The sequence below is a fragment of the Sphingobacterium sp. Lzh-3 genome (assembly GCF_046764375.1).
Taxonomy (GTDB): Bacteria; Bacteroidota; Bacteroidia; order Sphingobacteriales; family Sphingobacteriaceae; genus Sphingobacterium.
The window spans coordinates 3218017-3236583 of sequence record NZ_CP177226.1 but is presented as its reverse complement, the minus strand read 5'-3'; the positions used below and the strand labels follow the sequence as shown (position 1 = coordinate 3236583).

15 protein-coding genes are annotated in these 18567 nt (G+C 37.2%); 11 read left to right on the top strand and 4 right to left on the bottom strand.

Translation table 11 applies throughout. The annotated features are described in order from the left end of the window. Positions 1–55 precede the first annotated feature (55 nt). The 3 genes from ACLCDV_RS13530 (at position 56) to ACLCDV_RS13520 (ending at position 2523) form a co-directional block, all read left to right on the top strand. Positions 56–805, top strand: coding sequence for a helix-turn-helix domain-containing protein (locus tag ACLCDV_RS13530; protein ID WP_411971388.1), 750 nt, complete (start codon positions 56–58; stop codon positions 803–805). A gap of 59 nt (positions 806–864) precedes the next feature. Continuing rightward, positions 865–1566, top strand: coding sequence for a transglutaminase-like domain-containing protein (locus ACLCDV_RS13525; RefSeq protein ID WP_411971387.1), 702 nt, complete (start codon positions 865–867; stop codon positions 1564–1566). A 126-nt stretch (positions 1567–1692) separates the two neighbouring features. Then, complete coding sequence (locus ACLCDV_RS13520; protein WP_317666573.1) at positions 1693–2523, top strand: hypothetical protein; 831 nt, start codon at positions 1693–1695, stop codon at positions 2521–2523. Between the two features lie 123 nt (positions 2524–2646). Here ACLCDV_RS13520 and ACLCDV_RS13515 read toward each other — a convergent pair whose 3' ends face one another. Together ACLCDV_RS13515 and ACLCDV_RS13510 are read right to left on the bottom strand one after the other, a co-directional pair. Continuing rightward, entirely contained in the window at positions 2647–3210 is a 564-nt protein-coding gene (locus ACLCDV_RS13515) for a hypothetical protein (RefSeq protein ID WP_411971386.1), read from the bottom strand. Positions 3211–3656: 446 nt separating this feature from the next. Beyond that, the gene (locus ACLCDV_RS13510) at positions 3657–4073 is read right to left on the bottom strand and encodes a hypothetical protein (protein WP_411971385.1); all 417 of its coding nucleotides are present in this window, start codon (positions 4071–4073) and stop codon (positions 3657–3659) included. A gap of 434 nt (positions 4074–4507) precedes the next feature. Between ACLCDV_RS13510 and ACLCDV_RS13505 the strand changes: the two genes are divergently transcribed. From ACLCDV_RS13505 to ACLCDV_RS13485, 5 genes are all read left to right on the top strand, one after another. Continuing rightward, the gene (locus ACLCDV_RS13505) at positions 4508–5215 is read left to right on the top strand and encodes a DUF4304 domain-containing protein (protein WP_411971384.1); all 708 of its coding nucleotides are present in this window, start codon (positions 4508–4510) and stop codon (positions 5213–5215) included. Between the two features lie 48 nt (positions 5216–5263). Continuing rightward, positions 5264–5590, top strand: coding sequence for a hypothetical protein (locus ACLCDV_RS13500; protein ID WP_411971383.1), 327 nt, complete (start codon positions 5264–5266; stop codon positions 5588–5590). A 623-nt stretch (positions 5591–6213) separates the two neighbouring features. Beyond that, a complete protein-coding gene (locus tag ACLCDV_RS13495; protein ID WP_411971382.1) occupies positions 6214–7032 on the top strand; it encodes an oxidoreductase in 819 nt (272 codons plus the stop codon). Between the two features lie 35 nt (positions 7033–7067). Then, positions 7068–7511: a DUF2147 domain-containing protein gene (locus tag ACLCDV_RS13490; RefSeq protein ID WP_411971381.1), complete on the top strand. Its 444-nt coding sequence runs from the start codon at positions 7068–7070 to the stop codon at positions 7509–7511. Between the two features lie 2 nt (positions 7512–7513). Beyond that, a complete protein-coding gene (locus ACLCDV_RS13485) occupies positions 7514–8419 on the top strand; it encodes a helix-turn-helix domain-containing protein (protein ID WP_411971380.1) in 906 nt (301 codons plus the stop codon). Between the two features lie 732 nt (positions 8420–9151). On the opposite strand, the gene ACLCDV_RS13480 is transcribed toward ACLCDV_RS13485, so the two are convergent. After that, the gene (locus ACLCDV_RS13480) at positions 9152–9634 is read right to left on the bottom strand and encodes an adenylyltransferase/cytidyltransferase family protein (RefSeq protein ID WP_411971379.1); all 483 of its coding nucleotides are present in this window, start codon (positions 9632–9634) and stop codon (positions 9152–9154) included. Positions 9635–9649: 15 nt separating this feature from the next. Continuing rightward, positions 9650–10132 carry an adenylyltransferase/cytidyltransferase family protein gene (locus tag ACLCDV_RS13475; RefSeq protein ID WP_346067810.1) on the bottom strand — a complete coding sequence of 161 codons (483 nt, stop codon included), beginning with the start codon at positions 10130–10132 and terminating at the stop codon, positions 9650–9652. 205 nt (positions 10133–10337) lie between these two features. On the opposite strand from ACLCDV_RS13475, the gene treY reads away from it, so the two are divergent. Genes treY through treZ form a run of 3 tightly spaced genes read left to right on the top strand, consistent with a single transcriptional unit; the run spans position 10338 to position 18483 of the window. After that, the gene (gene treY, locus ACLCDV_RS13470) at positions 10338–14534 is read left to right on the top strand and encodes a malto-oligosyltrehalose synthase (protein ID WP_411971378.1); all 4197 of its coding nucleotides are present in this window, start codon (positions 10338–10340) and stop codon (positions 14532–14534) included. Positions 14535–14542: 8 nt separating this feature from the next. Then, positions 14543–16651 (top strand): glycogen debranching protein GlgX, encoded by a 2109-nt coding sequence (gene glgX / locus ACLCDV_RS13465; protein ID WP_411971377.1) that lies wholly within the window; start codon positions 14543–14545, stop codon positions 16649–16651. Positions 16652–16665: 14 nt separating this feature from the next. After that, positions 16666–18483: a malto-oligosyltrehalose trehalohydrolase gene (gene treZ / locus ACLCDV_RS13460; RefSeq protein ID WP_411971376.1), complete on the top strand. Its 1818-nt coding sequence runs from the start codon at positions 16666–16668 to the stop codon at positions 18481–18483. Positions 18484–18567: the final 84 nt, after the last annotated feature.

Here is an 18567-nt window from a genome sequence, read left to right as displayed (position 1 = left end):
CTTTTAGCCCAATTTATCCGTCAATTCGCAAATACAATTGTTACCTGCCATTTCAATGAACGACACCACTCAAAATAAAATACATATCGAAAGAACAATGGGGGTGTTCATTGGACAGTTTAACGACAACGTTTCGCATAAACATTTTGCTTTGCAAATCAGTGTTGCTTCACAGGGAAAATTTAAAATCACAGACGAGAAAGATAACCAAAATTTTCACTCAACTTGTTTCATTAACAGTAATGTACTACACCAATTTAAAAGTAGTGAAACTTCGTTGATTATTCTTATAAACCCGATTAGCAGTATTGGTCATCAGTTATATAACAAATACAGAAACATTAAGATTACGAGTTTGGATGAAGACTTTGAACAACTTGTAGAAATTTTTGCAGATTATTTACAAAATGATTCTGATTTTATCAGTTTGACGGATAAGATTAACAATTATTTCATAAACTTCCGATGCAAATGTGAACTTAAAGATCACTTTGAAGACGAAAGAATTTACAAAGCAATTCAATATTTAGAACAAAATTTTGACCGAATTGTATCGCTTAAAGAAATTGCGAATATTTGTTTTCTTTCCGAAACACGTTTTTTACATCTTTTCAAAGAGAAAACCAATCTTAATTTCAGACGATACCAACTTTGGAATAAACTCATAAAGTCATTACCTTGCTTAAAAGAACATTCGATTACCGAAACTGCACATCAGTTTGGATTTACAGATAGTTCTCATTACAGCAGAACATTCAAAGAGACATTTGGACTTACGCCAAAATTTTTGTCATCGTTAAAATAGCCACTTTATACAAGTTTGTTTTGTTGTTACTCTTCATCTTTGCAGTGTAAAAAAGCGATATGAACAATTACCTTAAAGAAACTAAAATTCTTGACTATTCTCACGATTCGATTCAGAAATTAGTTCAAGAGAGAGAATGGAATCAACTTGATATGATTTCAAGGATAAAAGCCATTTATAATTTTGTAAGAGATGAAATAAAATTCGGTTATAATCTTTCGGATAACATTTCAGCATCAGCTGTTTTAAAAGACGGGTATGGACAATGCAACACGAAAGCCACCTTGTTAATGGCTTTATTGAGAGCTACGGAAATACCGAATCGTATTCACGGATTTACAATTGATAAAGCGTTACAAAAAGGAGCGATTACGGGAATTTGGTATAAACTTTCGCCTAAAAACATACTGCATAGTTGGGTTGAAATATTGGTCGATGAACAATGGTATTTTTTAGAAGGTGTGATTTTGGACAAAATATATTTAGCCAAGCTACAAGAGAAAAATAGCGATTGTAAAACTACTTTTTGTGGCTATGGCGCTTACACTGATAATTTTAAAAATCCACCAATTGATTGGAATTTAAACAATACGTTTATTCAGGACAAAGGAATCAATCAGGATTTTGGTTTATTCGATACACCTGACGAATTCTACGCAAAACATCAACAAAAATTGAATGCTTTTGAAAGGTTTGTTTTCAAAAATATCGTTAGGCATAAGATGAATAAGAACGTTGCGAAGATAAGAAACGACAGATAACAAGCAGTTTGACAAAATGGCGGATTTTTCGACTGGTAAAGTAAAACTATTTACGATATAGCGTTGTTAAATACATATATTATTACTGGAGTACTTGAAATAAAAACCTATTAATTATTAAACTAGATGAAAGCTATTTTTAAATTTACCCTGATTCTTTCAATTTTACTAACGCATTTAACAATTGCTTTAGCGCAGACAAAAGAAGATATCATTTTTCTTGCTGACGGAAGCCAAAAAAAGGGAAAGGTCGTTTCTATTAGCGATGATGTAATCAAGTTTTCATATACAGGAGAAGAAGTACAATACGAATTAAAACGTAAAGCAATTAATAAGATTGTTTTTGCGAACGGCAGGGAAGAATCTTTTCAAAACTTTTCGACTTCTCAAGTCAATAATGAACTCGCCAATTCAAATTTAGGCCAAAAAGACCAGGGGAATAGACTAGCTGTTATTCCATTTGAAATAGTGAGTAACGATCAAGCATTGGCTACAGATGCTATGCGTAGGGAAATTCAACAAGCTTGTATAGACGCGATGCGGTCCCGAGCATTATCCTTTCAGATCCAAGATCCACGAACTACAAATTCAGCCTTAACTAAAGCTGGAATAGGCCTGGCGGACATAGCTAACCATGTTCCGGATGAATTGGCGAAACTTCTTGATGTCGATTATGTGGTGTTGGGCTCGTATGAAATTGAAAATAAAGGTTCTTCCAGTTTCGGATCTGGTACAGCAACTTACAATAATAAAAATCAAGACAACAAAAACAAGGGGAGTGTAGTTCAATCCAACAGTTCATTTACAACAATAAATTATAATACGAAGGTGCAAATGAGCATTTATGATTCAAGTGGAAAGCAATTGTTTTCGGATACTAGAAAACCGTTGTTTGGCGGTTTGGATTCCTATAAAGGCGCTTTAAAAACATTGGCGAAACGTATACCTTTAAAATAAAATTTATATTTCCAACTTTGTGATGATATGTATTTGTGATCCAATCGCATAGAGTTTTCAATGGATTCAAATTAAGTACTACAATTTCTAGAATTATAGGGACTAAATGCTTAATTATTTTTTTTATATTAACTTTATTCCCTGTGTTTCAAGTTGTTCTGCGCCCGATAAGATGCCGACGCTTCCAATTCTTCTTGTTGCCAGTTTAGTATGAATTTGATATTTTAATTTTCTTGATGTCGCTTGAATTTCTGTCCAGTCCCAAGCATTTACTTTTCCGTTGAATGTAGTTGAGATTTCGTTTTTCAATGCTCCGCTTTCATCAAAATGTCCGATGTGAGATTGATTGAGTTCGCTGTTTTTTAGTCCACCGAAATATAATTGAATAAGTCCCCAACCTTGTGTTGAATACCGAAAAGTGTGGCCTTTACAATATTTGGGGTTAAGGTCAATTTTTCTGAATAGGGGTTTACCTTTATGTCTTGGTGTCCAAAGTTGAAAAGCAACAGCAAATTTGTCTCCATTTTCAAGGTCAAATTTTGATGATATTTCGTTAACAGTTTTGTATTGGCAAATCCCTTGCCCGTATGGTGAATACGAGTCGTAAACCTGCAAGTCAGTGTTCCTGAAAATAAAGTCAAGAATTTTCAATTTGTCAGCTTTGCCAGCGAAAAAATTGTAGTTCATAGTTTAAGTTTTCTGTATTTTAGCCTTGCTGGTAGTGGATTACGTGTTGGCTAAGTAGCCTAACCGTATCGAAGATACGAAAGTTGAGCTGTTTCGCCAAGTCGCTTGTTATAAGTCAATGTTCTTTTTTCATAAATATGCGAACATGTGAAATGAATGATGTCATCGGCAGCACTATCTTTACAAAACTTCATTGGAGCTCACCCCAAAAAAAACATTTCAAACTAATTGATACCTTAGGAAATGTCGTGCGAGAAAGAACGCGGAAAGTTAAGCCCGAACAGCAAAACTTTATTTCATTCAGAAAGACTGACCTTTACATCTATGTATTGGTCAATAGATTTTTTACCAAAAGTATTTGCTTTGCAATAGATCAACAGGGTGATTTAGTTTATTCCTCTGACACAGTTTACGTTACAGTCTCCTGCGATGTGGTAGCGAGTGTACTACTTGATTTCAAAATGCCAGTTGTTGTCAATTAATGTATTTTGAGCTATTTCAAATTTCCGAATAACAGTTTGTGAATGTTTCTCCAACATTTCTGTTTTTAACTTTATAGAATCAACTGAAAAGATAAATATCATTCTATCATCATTAAACCTATAATTCGAGGGAGAGCCCCAATCGCCCATAACAGCGAAGTGGGTTGAATCGTTCGATTTAATAAAATAATACTGTCTCAACTGTTTATCGACTTTACCATATTCACTAAAATATAGTTTAGCATTATTGGTGGAGGAATCCTTTGTAAGGTAAACACAAACGTTTTTATCTGTTTTATTGACTATACAAAATCTTGGATCAATTCTATCACAAGAAACCAAAGCGATAGAAGCTGCAATTGCTATTTTTAATATTTTCATCCTGCTAGTATTTATCAAATTTCAATTTATACGAACGATAAAAGAAACTTATTATTAACCTTTCATATCAAGTATTATTCTTTAATCAGTACAAGTTTGTTGTATGAATTGTTGTCGGAATTAGGGTTGGTATAGAGAAGAGGAGACTTACGACCAATAGCATGATTATAACCACCATTGCTGCATCGACACCTAATCCAGCTGCCAGAATAAAAAGAATCGCACCTATTTAACGTGCTTCCCCAATGTTTAAAAACGTACAACCAGTTCATAGTTTAAAGCTATGCGGTATGTAAGGCTATTTTAATCGTTACTTTTGGATCATAAGTCATGTTCTAATCATAAAATCTATTTGCGAATTTGGTAAATTGCGTATATTTAAGAGTTAGTGATCAGGCTAAACAGACATTCCGTAACAAACAGAAAGAATAAAATTGGGACTACTTGATATTTTTAAACGACAGGACAGATCCAAAAGTGAAACTGAACAATCAGCAATACCGACAGGTTTTAAAACTCATCTTGACATAGTTGAAAAAGATATTTATGCCAAACTAAAACCATTCGGTTTTAAGAAGAACGGTAGGACGTTTAACAGACGGCTTGACGATGGGATAATTCAGGTAATCAATTTACAAAGTGGACAATATCCCATTGGACAGGGGTATAAAATACCGGGGTTACGGGAAAATTTATACGGAAAGTTTGTTGTTAATCTTGGCGTATGTATCGAAAGCCTTTACAAATTTCAATCACCGACAGAAAACAAAAAATATTACAAGGAATATGAGTGCCAAATCAGGGCTAGACTTGGAGCCTTATTAACAGGACAAGACTATTGGTGGACTATTACGGACGACAACAATAAAATCACACAAGAAATTATTGAAGGAATTGAAACGATAGCATTTAAGTGGTTTTCAGGTTTGGAAACGAAAGATAAAATAATTTCTAACAATGGAAAATTGCCGTATGACGCTACACCAAGAGTAAAGTTGGACATAGCACTAATTGTATGGTTTGACGATAAAGCGAAAGGTTCTGAATTATTTAAAGATTATTACCACAGCATTCCACCAGCGAAATCATCACATAAGGCGTATGTCAGAGATTTAGCAAAAGAACTAGAAATCGAGCTATGACGACAAAAGCCCAAATTGTTGTATGCAGTTTTAAAAAGACTTCCCTAAATGACTCTAGAAGAAATAATTAATCATCATAGAAATACTTACATCAATCAATTAATTTCCTTTTATGAAAACAGAGGTAATGGTGTGAAAGAAATATTACTAAAATTAAGTTCTGATGAAGAAACCTTATTATTTAATTTAACAAGACCTGATTTTTTGTCAAATAAAGATGGAAATTATGGTGTCGAAGAATTATACCCAGATACATTTTCAAATCATCAGCCTATAAATTTTGTATATAAAAAATTAAATATAGAATTACACCCTATATTTTGGCACGGAGTTGAATTTATTTTGGATACAAAATTTGCAGAGTTTGAATGGTGAAAAAGTTGGACTACTAAAGCTTTGAAAGAGAACAATGATGAATCTACTAATGAATTAGATTTGCTTGAGGCTATACATAATGTATCTATACCTAGCATTTCGGAAAAATCAACGATTTTTCACAGTAGACTTTGGCACTTCAACATCCGAAACATTTTTCGCGTTGTTAAATACTATTAACGAATCTGGCGCTAAAAACATTATCATAAATTCCTTTGATTTAATTGAAGAATTAAAATTGCATACAACATCGTATTGGCAATAATGAGACTGACAGTTATAAACTCAATATTTGTAATTCTAACGGGCATTTGTTCAAGGTTCAACTTTGGTTCTTCGAATGAACATTTTTCCTAAAAATCCCTGCCTTAGGCCATACCTGAACCGTTGTAAGCCATTTTAATACACGGCACGTCAAAGAAAGTATGGAAAATCTATTTGAAAGCCAAGAGCAAATTAAAGAACTAATTCAACGAGCTGAAGAGGAAGGCGAGACAAAAAGGCTTTGGAAAAACAGGAAGTTTTCGTTTTCTGTAAAATGTATTTAACAATCGTGGATTTGTATAAAACAAGAGATTAAGGTATTTCCAACTTTGCAGTATCAAACTTTAAATGTTGAGAAGATGAAAAAAGTAATTCTTATAACAGGTGCAAGTTCGGGAATGGGTAAAGAATCCGCAAAGGCGCTTATCAAGCAAGGACATATCGTTTACACTGTTGCTCGCCGCATTGAAAATATGCAGGATCTGAAAATGCTGGGTGGACATCCAATACAAATGGACGTAACAAAGGAAAGTGATATCGACAGGGTCGTCGATATCATAATTTCAGAACAAGGAAAAATTGATGTATTATGGAATAATGCAGGATTTGGACTTTATGGTTCTGTTGAGGATGTTCCCTTAGATGAGGCGAGAAAACAGATGGAGGTAAATGTTTTTGGAATGGCTGCAATGACACAAAAAATAGTACCTCATATGCGGAGAGCAAAATCCGGAACAATTATCAATACCTCCTCGATGGGGGGAAAAATGTATTTTCCAATGGGAGCATGGTATCACGCCAGTAAACACGCAGTAGAAGGTCTGAGTGACTGTTTGCGATTGGAATTAAAACCTTTTGATGTGAAAGTTGTCGTGCTGGAGCCAGGCTTTATAGCAACTGAATTTGGTTCAGTGCTATTAGATCAGTTTGATCAATTACCAAAAGACAGTGCCTACAAAAGCATGATGGATAAGATCAGAAAAGGAACGGCTAATGCTGCAAAAGGCAACGGCTCCTCTTCACCAAAAGTCATTGCCGATGTGATTATAAAAATCGTCAATTCAAATAAACCCAAAACGCGGTACAAAGTTGGTAAATTTTCAGTGATGATGCCCTGGATGCGTATCTATTTAGGAGACGAGTTGTTTGATACAATAGTAATGAGCCAAATGAAATAAATCCTTTTTATTAACCATAACCAAAATACTGTAAAATGAATACGATTAAACTCTTATTCCTGTTGATGATGGGAATATTTGGCAATGCTTATGCGCAAACTGAGAATGAAATAATAGGCAATTGGGAATCTGATAAGAAAGATGTGATCTTAGAAATTTATCGCAGTGACGATAGCTACCAGGGTAAGTATATCTGGGGAAAACAAATTGTGGAAAGCGATGGAAAGACCTCCAGAAAAGATGTGAAAAATCCCGACAAAAACCTTCGGACGAGAAATATTGTGGGCATTATAAGTTTAACTTCTTTAAGGTGGAATGGTAAAGAGTATACGGACGGAAAAATCTATAATGCGCCAAGCGGAGATACCTATAGTTGCAAGGTGTGGATTAAAAATAATAAATTATATTTACGTGGATACTTAGGGCTCTCTTTATTGGGACAAACAGCAAGTTTTCACCGAACTTTAAACAGTAAATAGAAATGAAGCCTGTAATCAACATAAAAACTATTTCCGACATCAATAAGTTTGTACAGCATAAAACCAAACATCCATTGGTTACGATAATTGATTTCAGCAAAATGGATGACGTAATGGAAGAAGGAATGCGTATCAGCTGTGATTTTTATTCTGTGATGTTTAAAAATTATTGTGCAAACAACATGCGATATGGAAGGCAGTCGTACGATTTTCAGGAAGGAAGTTTGGTCTGTATCGCTCCCAAACAGGTGGTCACTATGGATAATGAGATAGAAAAAAAGGAAGACATGATGGGTTGGGGACTATTTTTCCATCCTGATCTCCTGCATGGGACATCTTTAGGTTCAAAGATGAAAGAGTATACCTTCTTTTCTTACGAAACATCAGAGGCATTGCATCTTTCGGATAAGGAAAAAGAAACATTGTTTGACTGTATTAAAAAAATTGAAACGGAACTAGAGGAAAATATTGATCATTATAGTCAGACTCTGATCGTTTCCAATATCGAACTATTGCTCAATTACTGCCAGCGCTATTATGGAAGGCAATTTATAACTAGGAAAGGTTCAAACAGAACTATTGTTGAAAAAGTAGCGGATGTATTGACGAATTATTTTAATTCGAATGAACTCATTCAAAATGGGTTGCCTTCAGTGACTTGTCTGGCTGAAAAAGTTAATCTCTCGCCCAATTACCTCAGCGATTTACTAAAGAAAGAAACAGGCATGAACGCCAAAGACACGATCCATTATTACCTAATAGAAGAAGCCAAGGACGTTCTTTTAGGGACTAATAAAAGCATAAGTGAAATAGCTTATGAATTAGGGTTTGAATATCCTCAATACTTCAGTAAACTATTTAAACAAAAAACAGGAAATACACCGCAAGAGTTTCGAAACTTAAATTAATACTAGTAAGTGAAATTTTTTCAGAAACTTACTGTATTCTTCAGAATTTATCTTGCGGGTATTATACCGAACCTGTTTCAGACTATAATTGGTATTTTATTCAACGGTGAATTCCCTATATTGTTCTGTCTTGTCATTACAACGAAAACCCCCAAACAAATTGTTAGCGATAAGCTGATCCATTTTTTTATGATCTGTTGTACTGAGAAAGAAGAATATAAAAAAGGATTATCTAACTCTTTGTGAATGAAGATCGAGTTAAAAAAAAGGGAATTCACTGTTTAACACTGTTAGACTGCAAAGTTGAATTTCTTATAAGCATAAAAAGTTGATTAATGTCCAAGTTTAGGGATAAAACCGAGTGAACATAATTTGTACATCGCTTTGCTTCCCAAAGGAAATTTTGATGTACAATAAGTAAAATGACCGTGTCGGGATAAAAATAATTTACAAACGAAAAGAAAAGTGCTGTGTCTTTAAATACGAGGCGATAATCTATCAGCAGCAATTCTGGCCTTTCATTGATGTGAGAATTGCTGCTGATAGTATCAATAGATGTTGCTTCAAGTACAATATTTGCCGGACTTTGTATATGCTCAGAAAAAAGTATACGGTAGGCGAACAGTAGCTTTCTTAAATTCGTAATAATACCAATATTGATTTTTTCCATACCTAACGATATTATTGTTGATTACAAGCTTTCTACTTATTGCTACCGATATAATGCTACCTTTAAAATTGAGGTATACGTTGATTTAGGGATAGCATGTCAGATTTGTGCTGAAAAGCATTTTCTCCCTTTTCGGCTTCTTTATCACTTACAATTTTGCGAAGCGATAGGCTTGAGAACCTATTTTTGTTTTTGGTATAGCATATTTCGATTCCTTCCGAGATACAATAATCCTTTCCTGAAAAATCGATCAATTTATATTCTTCACCTATAAAATATGTGTGAATGGGCAGCGACTGAAGCATATCCGTGATGTCTTTATCTGATTCAAAAGGAATAATTTCATCAACAAATTGACAACCCTCTAATTTGATAAAGCGTTCGACCATTGTTTGTGCTGCATCATGGAATTCAGCATTCTGTATGTTTGAATCGGTTTTAAGTCCTACAACCAAATAATCACATTTGCTCTTAGCTTCCTGCAGTGCAACAATATGGCCTACATGTAACATGTCAAATACGCCGAAAATAATACCTACGTTCATATATTCATTATTAGTTTATGCATTTATACGCTTTAAGGCGTAGTTAACTCCCTCATTTATATTTACTACTGAACCCGCACTGACTCTTTCTTTCGATGCTATTATTCGGCGTAAAGAAGAACTCGAAAACCTGTTTTCCCGTCTATTGAAATACAATTCAATTCCTTTTTCTTCGCAATATTGCCTCCCAGTAAATGCTTTATCCATATATTCATCGCCTAAAATCCGCACATGTATTTTGAACGAACGTAATACATCTTCTAGATCCTGTTCTGTTGCATATGGAATAATCATATCTACATGTTTACATGCCTTTAATTGCATATAGCGTTCAAATACAGATTGTGTTGGCTTGTTTTTCTCTGGACGATCAAGTGTTGGATCGGTTTGTAGGCCGCAGATCAGAAAGTCGCAATGTTCTTTGGCATCTTCGAGCATTTTAATGTGACCTGCATGGAGCAGATCAAAAGCAGAAAACGTAATTCCTATTTTTTTCATTTTATATTATTTTATAAACTGCAATTATTGAAGAGGTATAAGTAGAACGTAGCTCAAAAAGATTCGTTTTAATTTTAAATTATTTTTTTTCTGTAGTATTTTCAGATTTCTTAGATCTTTATCCATCTTTCTTTTTTGAAATTCATATGAACTAAAATTGCTGGCCGACGTTCTGATCTAAAATGAAATTCAGCGAGCCATGCAGATGAATAGAAATGTATCCATAAATACACCAAACACTACTTACAGAATTCAATTTCACAAAGAATTTAACTTTTCGGATTTCAAAAGGATCATTCCTTACTTAAGAGACCTGGGCATCGATACAATCTATGCTGCACCTATTTTTCAGTCAACACCAGGCAGTATGCATGGTTATGACGGTACAAATTTGAATAAAATAAATAGTGAGCTTGGTACGCTGGACGAGCTGAGATCCATTAAAAAAGAGTTAAGTGAATATCATATCAAATGGTTACAGGATATTGTTCCGAACCATATGGCGTTTCATCCCTCGAATGAATGGCTAATGAATCTGCTCGAATTTGGACAGACATCAAAATTTAGCCATTTTTTTGATACCTGCTATAGTTCCAATGTATACGAGAAAGGAAAGTTAATGGTGCCTACCTTGTCTGAGACCTTAGACGAAACGGTTTCAAACCATGAAATTACTGTCGTTTTCTCAGACGATAGTCTTCGGCTTTCTTATCAGGAAAACGATTATCCACTTTCCCCCGAATCCTATTTTTTCGTCCTTAATGATTATTTAAAAGAGAGCCAATCGGATTTTAGTGGACTTCTGGTTCAAATAAATACGGCTCAAGCTAATGGAGATGTCGAGGAATGGAGACAGTTGCGTGCGCATATTTTTAAGAATCTTTCAGATGAGAAATTAAAGCATATTCTTGATCAGTTTAATAATAATCTGGAAGGTATTCACGAACTGGTGGCTAGTCAGAGTTATGAGCTTTGTCCTTGGTGGTTTACAAATCAACGTATAAATTTTAGACGTTTTTTTACGGTCAATGAATTGATTTGTTTAAATGTACAAGACAAAAATGTATTTGAGCAGTCGCATAAGCTGATAAAAAAACTTGTCGATGAAGAACTGATTGATGGATTAAGGATTGATCATATTGATGGACTTTATAAGCCTACTGACTATTTATTTAATTTGAGGAAATTAATCGGTCCACAAACTTATATAGTTGCTGAAAAAATACTTGAACAGGGGGAGAAACTTCCACTCGAATGGCCTATACAGGGAACAACAGGCTACGATTTTTTGTCGGCTTCCAATAATGTTTGCTCCTGCAAATCGGGAAAGAAAATATTGGACAAGTATTATAGAAAAGTTATTGGAGAAAATATATCCATCAAAAAACAACAGTATATAAAAAAGAGCATAATTCTCAATGAACACATGCAGGGCGAGCTTAATAACCTGGCCCGGTCATTGGCATCTCTTTTAGGCGTTAAAAGTCCGAATAAGCTAGGGTCTTTAAAAGATATTCTAACCTCTTTTCTGGGATTTTTCCCTGTTTATCGATTATATGACGAAAGCTTTCCACTGTCGGCAAACAATTTCGATCTGCTGTCTTCTCTTTTTAAAAAGTTGACCCGAAATCCGCAGCTCGATGAAAAGCTTGTTAATCAATTTCGAGGACTGTTTGAGCAAGCACAGGCAGATTCAGAATCGCCGAGCCAAACTGCTGTGGTTGATTTTTTTCTCCGATGTATGCAGTTGGCCGGCCCAGTAATGGCTAAGGGGGTGGAAGATACGTTAATGTATACCTACAACCGTTTTATAGGACACAATGAAGTCGGCGATCATCCGGATAACTGGGGGCTAAGTAAAAAGAAATTCCACAAATTAATGCAGGAAAGGCAAAACTTTTGGCCACTGTCCATCAATGCAAGTTCTACACACGATACCAAACGTGGTGAAGATTCGCGAAGTCGCTTATTAGTCCTCACCGCTATGGCTCAGAAATGGGTTAAACAGGTTCAGATTTGGCAAGATGTGGTTTGGAATGAATATCGAAAAGACCTCCCACATCCGAATGATGAATATTTTATTTATCAGTCATTGGTAGCGTCTTATCCAATGGAAAAACAGGATGGTGAAGCATCCAAAGCATTTGAAAAACGTTTTTTGGACTACTTGGTTAAATATCTGCGCGAAGGGAAAGAGCGCTCGAGCTGGGAAAATCCAAATCTAACCTATGAAGACGCTGTTCGGGAATTTGCCTCTTTTTTGCTTGATAAAGATCGTCCATTTTTTACGAGCTTTTATCAATTTATTGAAGCGGTGGCTGATTTCGGGATTTTAAACTCGCTTACACAGCAAATCTTAAAATTTACTTGTCCCGGTGTACCTGATATTTACCAGGGGTCGGAACTCTGGAACCATAGTTTTGTTGATCCCGACAATCGACGACCGATAGATTATCAATTAAGTGAAAATCTGCTGAAGGCAATTGAAAATATCCCCAACGACAGTCGAATTCGACAATTATGGCAGAATAGATACGATGGGACAATTAAACTATGGTTAGTTAAGGAATTGGTAAAACTCAGAAAGCATGATGCTGCACTTGCATCAGATAGCAGTTATATTCCGTTAAAAGTAAGCGGTCGTTACCGTAAACATATTTTGGCGTTCGCGCGTAGATCTGGAGATGATTGGATGATCGTAGTACTTCCGCTACACCTGGCTGCTATCGGTAAAATCTCCAAATTCGTAACTGGCTCATTTGACTGGGCAGATACGAGCGTTCATCTTTCCGTAAATCATTCCGTGACCTGGCATCACATGCTATTTGACATAGCGGGCGAAGGCACAGAAATTTCAGTGAATGCCATTTTTAGGGATCTTCCAATGGCTATTTTAAAATACAAAAGTACCCTACCTAAGCGTAGTGCGGGTGTTTTAATGCATATCAGTTCATTGCCATCATCCTATGGAATTGGTGATTTGGGATCCGGAGCACGTCGTTTTGTTAAACAACTGCATTATAGCGGCCAAAGCTGGTGGCAGGTACTTCCTTTAGGGCCGACAGATGTAACGCAAAACCATTCTCCGTACAGCACTCTAAGTAGTAGAGCAGGTAATCCATTATTCATCAATTTAAACGAATTGTTGGAATTTGGCTTATTGGAAAGAGGGGAACTAAAGCCTTTAAAAAGAAATAGTTATAAAACAATAGATTTTGCCGCTGTAGTCTTCACAAAATATAAACTTTTGGAGAAGGCATTTAATCGTCTTTCTGTTCAAGATGCGCTTGATTTATCCGAATTTGTAGACCGTGAATCTTCGTGGCTTAAGGATTACGCACTTTTCAAAGTTCTAAAAAACAGATATGGGAATCGTCCTTGGTATGAATGGCCACCACAATACAAACATCGCGACAGCGCTGCAATTAACGATTTCGCAGTTGAATTCGCAGATGAATTACGAAAGGAAAAATGGTTTCAATACCTATTTTTCAGACAATGGGATGCCATAAGAAACTACGCATACGATTATGGCATAAGATTTATCGGTGATATTCCATTTTATGTTGCCTATGATTCTGCCGATGTTTGGGCCAATCCGCACTATTTTTCCATAGGGGAAAATGGTACTATTAAAAATGTTGCTGGGGTTCCGCCTGATTACTTTAATGCAGCGGGGCAATTATGGGGCATGCCGACTTATCATTGGGGATCACTCAAAAAAGATGGCTACAGATGGTGGATTGAGCGCCTGTCACACAATTGCGCGCTGTTTGATAGGTTGCGGCTTGATCATTTTAGAGCATTTTCTTCCTATTGGGAAGTTCCCTTTGAAGAAACTTCTGCCAAGAATGGAAGTTGGTCAACGGGTCCTGGTTCGGATTTTTTTGATCAAGTAAAAGTTCATTTAGATGACATGCCTTTTATCGCTGAAGATCTTGGAGATATCGATGCGAAGGTATATGATCTGCGCGATCAATACAACTTCCCGGGCATGGCGGTTTTACAGTTCGCTTTTGATAAAGATATGGCACATTCGCCCCATATTCCACATCATCATTGCAGAAATTCTGTTGCCTATCCTGGAACACACGATAATAATACGACACTTTCTTGGTATCGTGAAGATCTTAAATCATCGAGTAAAATAAATATTAATACCTATTTTGGACAAATTGTTGACAGCGGAAATGTGAATGAGGTCCTCATACGATCACTTTACGCTTCTGTCGCAGATACAGTCATTGTTGCGATGCAAGATATCCTCAATCTTGATGGATCATGTCGTATGAACCGACCTGCCACTACGACTGGAAATTGGTTGTGGCGCATGCAGAAAAGAGCTTTTTCTCCAAAACTTCAGGCGAGATTAAATGACTACACAAAAATATACAACCGTTAAACATAAAGATGGAAACAAAAATCAATACTGGAAGCCCTTATCCTTTGGGCGCAACTTACGATGGAGAAGGGGTTAACTTTGCCCTTTTCTCCGAAAATGCCGAAGCTGTCGAACTTTATCTCTATGATAGTTCGAACCAACAAGAAATCGAGCAATTTAAAATAACGGAGAAGACGCATCAAGTTTGGCATATTTATGTTTCGGGAATTAAACCAGGACAACTGTATGGTTATCGTGTGCACGGTCCTTACGATCCGGCCCAGGGGCATCGTTTTAACCCGCATAAATTACTGATTGACCCCTATGCAAAAGCAATTTCGGGTGTCGTACAATGGAATGATGCTTTATTTGCGTACAATATAGGCGAGGACGATTTGAGTTTGGATACAACTGATAGCGCCCCTTTCGTCCCGAAATCCGTGGTTATAGACGGTCATTTTGATTGGGGGGACGACCATCCTCCGCGTATACCGATGCACCAAAGTGTGATTTATGAAACACATGTAAAAGGTTTTACGGCAACTCATCCAGATATTCCCGAAGAAATAAGAGGAACATACGCTGCCTTGGCGCATCCTGTCACCATAAATTACTTAAAGGAATTGGGGATCACTGCAATTGAATTATTGCCTATACACCATTTTATTACAGACCGTCACCTTCAGAATAAAGGACTAACTAACTATTGGGGATATAACAGTATTGGTTTTTTTGCCCCTGATGTGCGCTATTCAGCTTCGGGTACCTATGGAGAACAGGTCGTGGAATTCAAGGAAATGGTAAAAGCACTCCATAGTGCAGGGATAGAAGTTATCCTTGATGTCGTTTACAATCATACAGGCGAAGGGAATGAAATGGGGCCAACACTCTCTTTTAGAGGAATTGACAATGCTTCATATTATCGTCTGGCTGAAGATCCACGTTATTATATGGATTTTACTGGAACAGGCAATACATTAAATACCCGCCAGCCTAACGTACTACGGCTGATCATGGATAGTTTACGCTATTGGGTGCAGGAAATGCACGTTGATGGATTCCGTTTTGATCTAGCTTCAGCATTAGCGCGGGAGCTCCATGACGTAGATAAATTGAGCTCTTTCTTTGACGTTATCCATCAGGATCCCTTGATCTCACAGGTTAAACTAATTGCAGAACCATGGGATATTGGAGAAGGAGGGTATCAGGTCGGCGAGTTCCCCGCCGGTTGGGCCGAATGGAATGGAAAGTATCGTGACTGTATCCGCGATTATTGGATCGGAGCGGACAGTATGATCGCTGAATTTGCTAATCGCCTAACGGGATCCTCCGATTTATACCGGGGTGACAATCGTACACCTTCCGCCAGTATAAATTTCATTACTGCACATGACGGATTTACGCTCCACGATCTGGTATCGTATAACGAAAAGCACAATGAAGCTAATGGTGAGGATAATAAAGATGGAGAAAGCCACAACCGTTCCTGGAACTGCGGGGCAGAAGGACCTACAGATGATTCTACGGTAAATAACCTAAGAGAAAAACAAAAAAGAAACATGCTCGTCACCTTATTTCTTTCCCAGGGAGTACCTATGCTTCTCGCTGGCGATGAACATGGGCGAACACAGCAGGGCAATAATAACGCCTATTGTCAGGACAATGAGATTTCATGGCTCAACTGGGCCAATGTAGATGTATCTTTATTGGACTTCACTAAAAAATTGATCCATTTTAGGCGAGAACATCCGGTATTCTGTCGTCGCAAATGGTTTCAAGGATTGCCTATCCGCGGTACAGGTGTTGAAGATATCGTATGGTTTCTTCCAGATGCATCTGAGATGGATGATCATCACTGGCAGGAAGACTATGCGCGCTCACTCGCTGTGTTTTTAAACGGTGCGGGAATTAGATCAGTAGATACTGATGGAAAGAAAATCGTGGATGCTAATTTTTACCTGCTATTTAATGCGTATTGGGAAGATGTAACCTACACGCTCCCCGGTGAAAATTATGGGGCTGGTTGGTTTAAGATCTTAGATACGAATAATGATACGATAGAAAGCTTTGGAAACTATTCAGCAGGAGATTCTATTTTAGTGCCCTCACGTTCCATACTTTTATTTCAGTCACAATAAAGTGGGAGATATTGATGAGCGAGACAGGAATTAAACAATTGGGTATTCGTCGCAATGGTGACCATTGGCAGATTCGCGTATGGGCACCAATGGCAAAGAATGTGCATTGCCGATTTTATCAAAAAGATATGGAGATCGCGCTTAAGCCCCAACAATATGGTTATTGGTACGCGGAGACTGATTTATTAACAGCTGGAGATTTATACCGGATCAGTGTCGATGGCAAGGAATTGCCGGACCCGATTTCGCTCTCCCAGCCAGAAGGTGTACATGGTCCCTCAAAAGTCGTTGATCTCACTTTTTCTTGGACCGATAAAGACTATCGGCCGCCAGCATTGTCTGATTTTATTATTTACGAGCTTCATGTAGGAACATTTACTTCATCCCATGATTTCGATGGTGTTATCAAAAAGATTCCCTATCTGAAAGATTTGGGCATCACTGCTATTGAAATTATGCCTGTCGCCCAGTTTCCAGGTGAAAGAAATTGGGGCTACGATGGTGTTTTTCCATTTGCAGTGCAGCATTCCTACGGTGGCGCTTCGGAATTCCAAAGGCTTGTGAATTCCTGTCATGAGGCCAATATTGCGGTAATTTTGGATGTCGTCTATAATCATCTCGGTCCCGAGGGAAACTATTTCGCGAATTATGGTCCATATTTTACCGACAAATACCATACCCCCTGGGGTAATGCGCTGAATTATGACGATAGCTATTGTCATGGACAGCGCGATCTGGTACTGAACAATGTACGCATGTGGTTTGAAGACTTTCATATCGATGCGCTGCGTTTGGATGCGGTACATGCAATCAAGGATTTTAACGCTGTTCATATCCTTCAGCAAATTCGGAAGGAAACGGATGAAATTATTGCTAAATCCGGAAAAAACCATTTTCTATTTATTGAATGTGATCTTAACGATAGACGATTTCTAGACCCATTGGCGAAAAATGGTTTTGGGATGGATGCACAATGGCTAGATGAATTTCACCACGCTTTAAGAGTAAGCGTGGGCGAACCAAAAAAAGGGTACTATGAGGAATTTAATGGATTGGCCGATCTCGCAAAAGCTTATGAAAAAGCATATGTATTCGATGGAAACTATTCTCCCCATCGGGAAAAATTCTTTGGAACGGACACGCTAGGTATCGAAGGGAATCATTTTATAGTTTTCTGCCAGAATCATGATCAAGTCGGCAATAGGATGATGGGCGATCGCGCGGCTTCACTCTATCCTGTAGAAATTACGCGACTTATGGCTTTTGCCGTGTTCATATCACCGTATCTTCCTTTACTGTTCATGGGAGAAGAATGGGGTACAAAACGAGCTTTTCCCTATTTTACCAGTCATAGTGACCCCAAACTTGTAGCGCAGGTGAGACAGGGAAGAAAAAAAGAGTTTGAAGATTTTTTTGAAGATTCAGGATTTCTCGACCCGCAGGACGAGACGATATTTAGGAATACCGTATTGAATTGGGACGAACAGGATAGCGAAGTCCATCAGAAACATTTATCTTATTATAGATCCCTGATAGCATTCCGTAAAACCAATCCTGTGCTGAAAAATATACAGCGCGATGAAATAACGGCTAAATGTCTCCCGAATCAAAAGGTACTTATCTTAGCGATGAAAAAAAACGATAGTTCTTTATTTGTAATGATGAATTTTTCTGCCACTGTACAACAGGTAACGCTACCTGAAGATCTGCAATGGAAAATTATATTTAATACGAATGAAATGGATGCCGCGGTTTTGTCAGATACTGATTATGCTCAAATCACTGTCGCATCGCTAAAGCCTTGGTCTGGTCAGGTCTATATTTCTAGCTAGATGCATGGGGTATAAAAATTTTTATATCCCATGCATCAGATTTTTATATCGCGTTGAGCACCCATCTTTGAACACCGAGAGGCA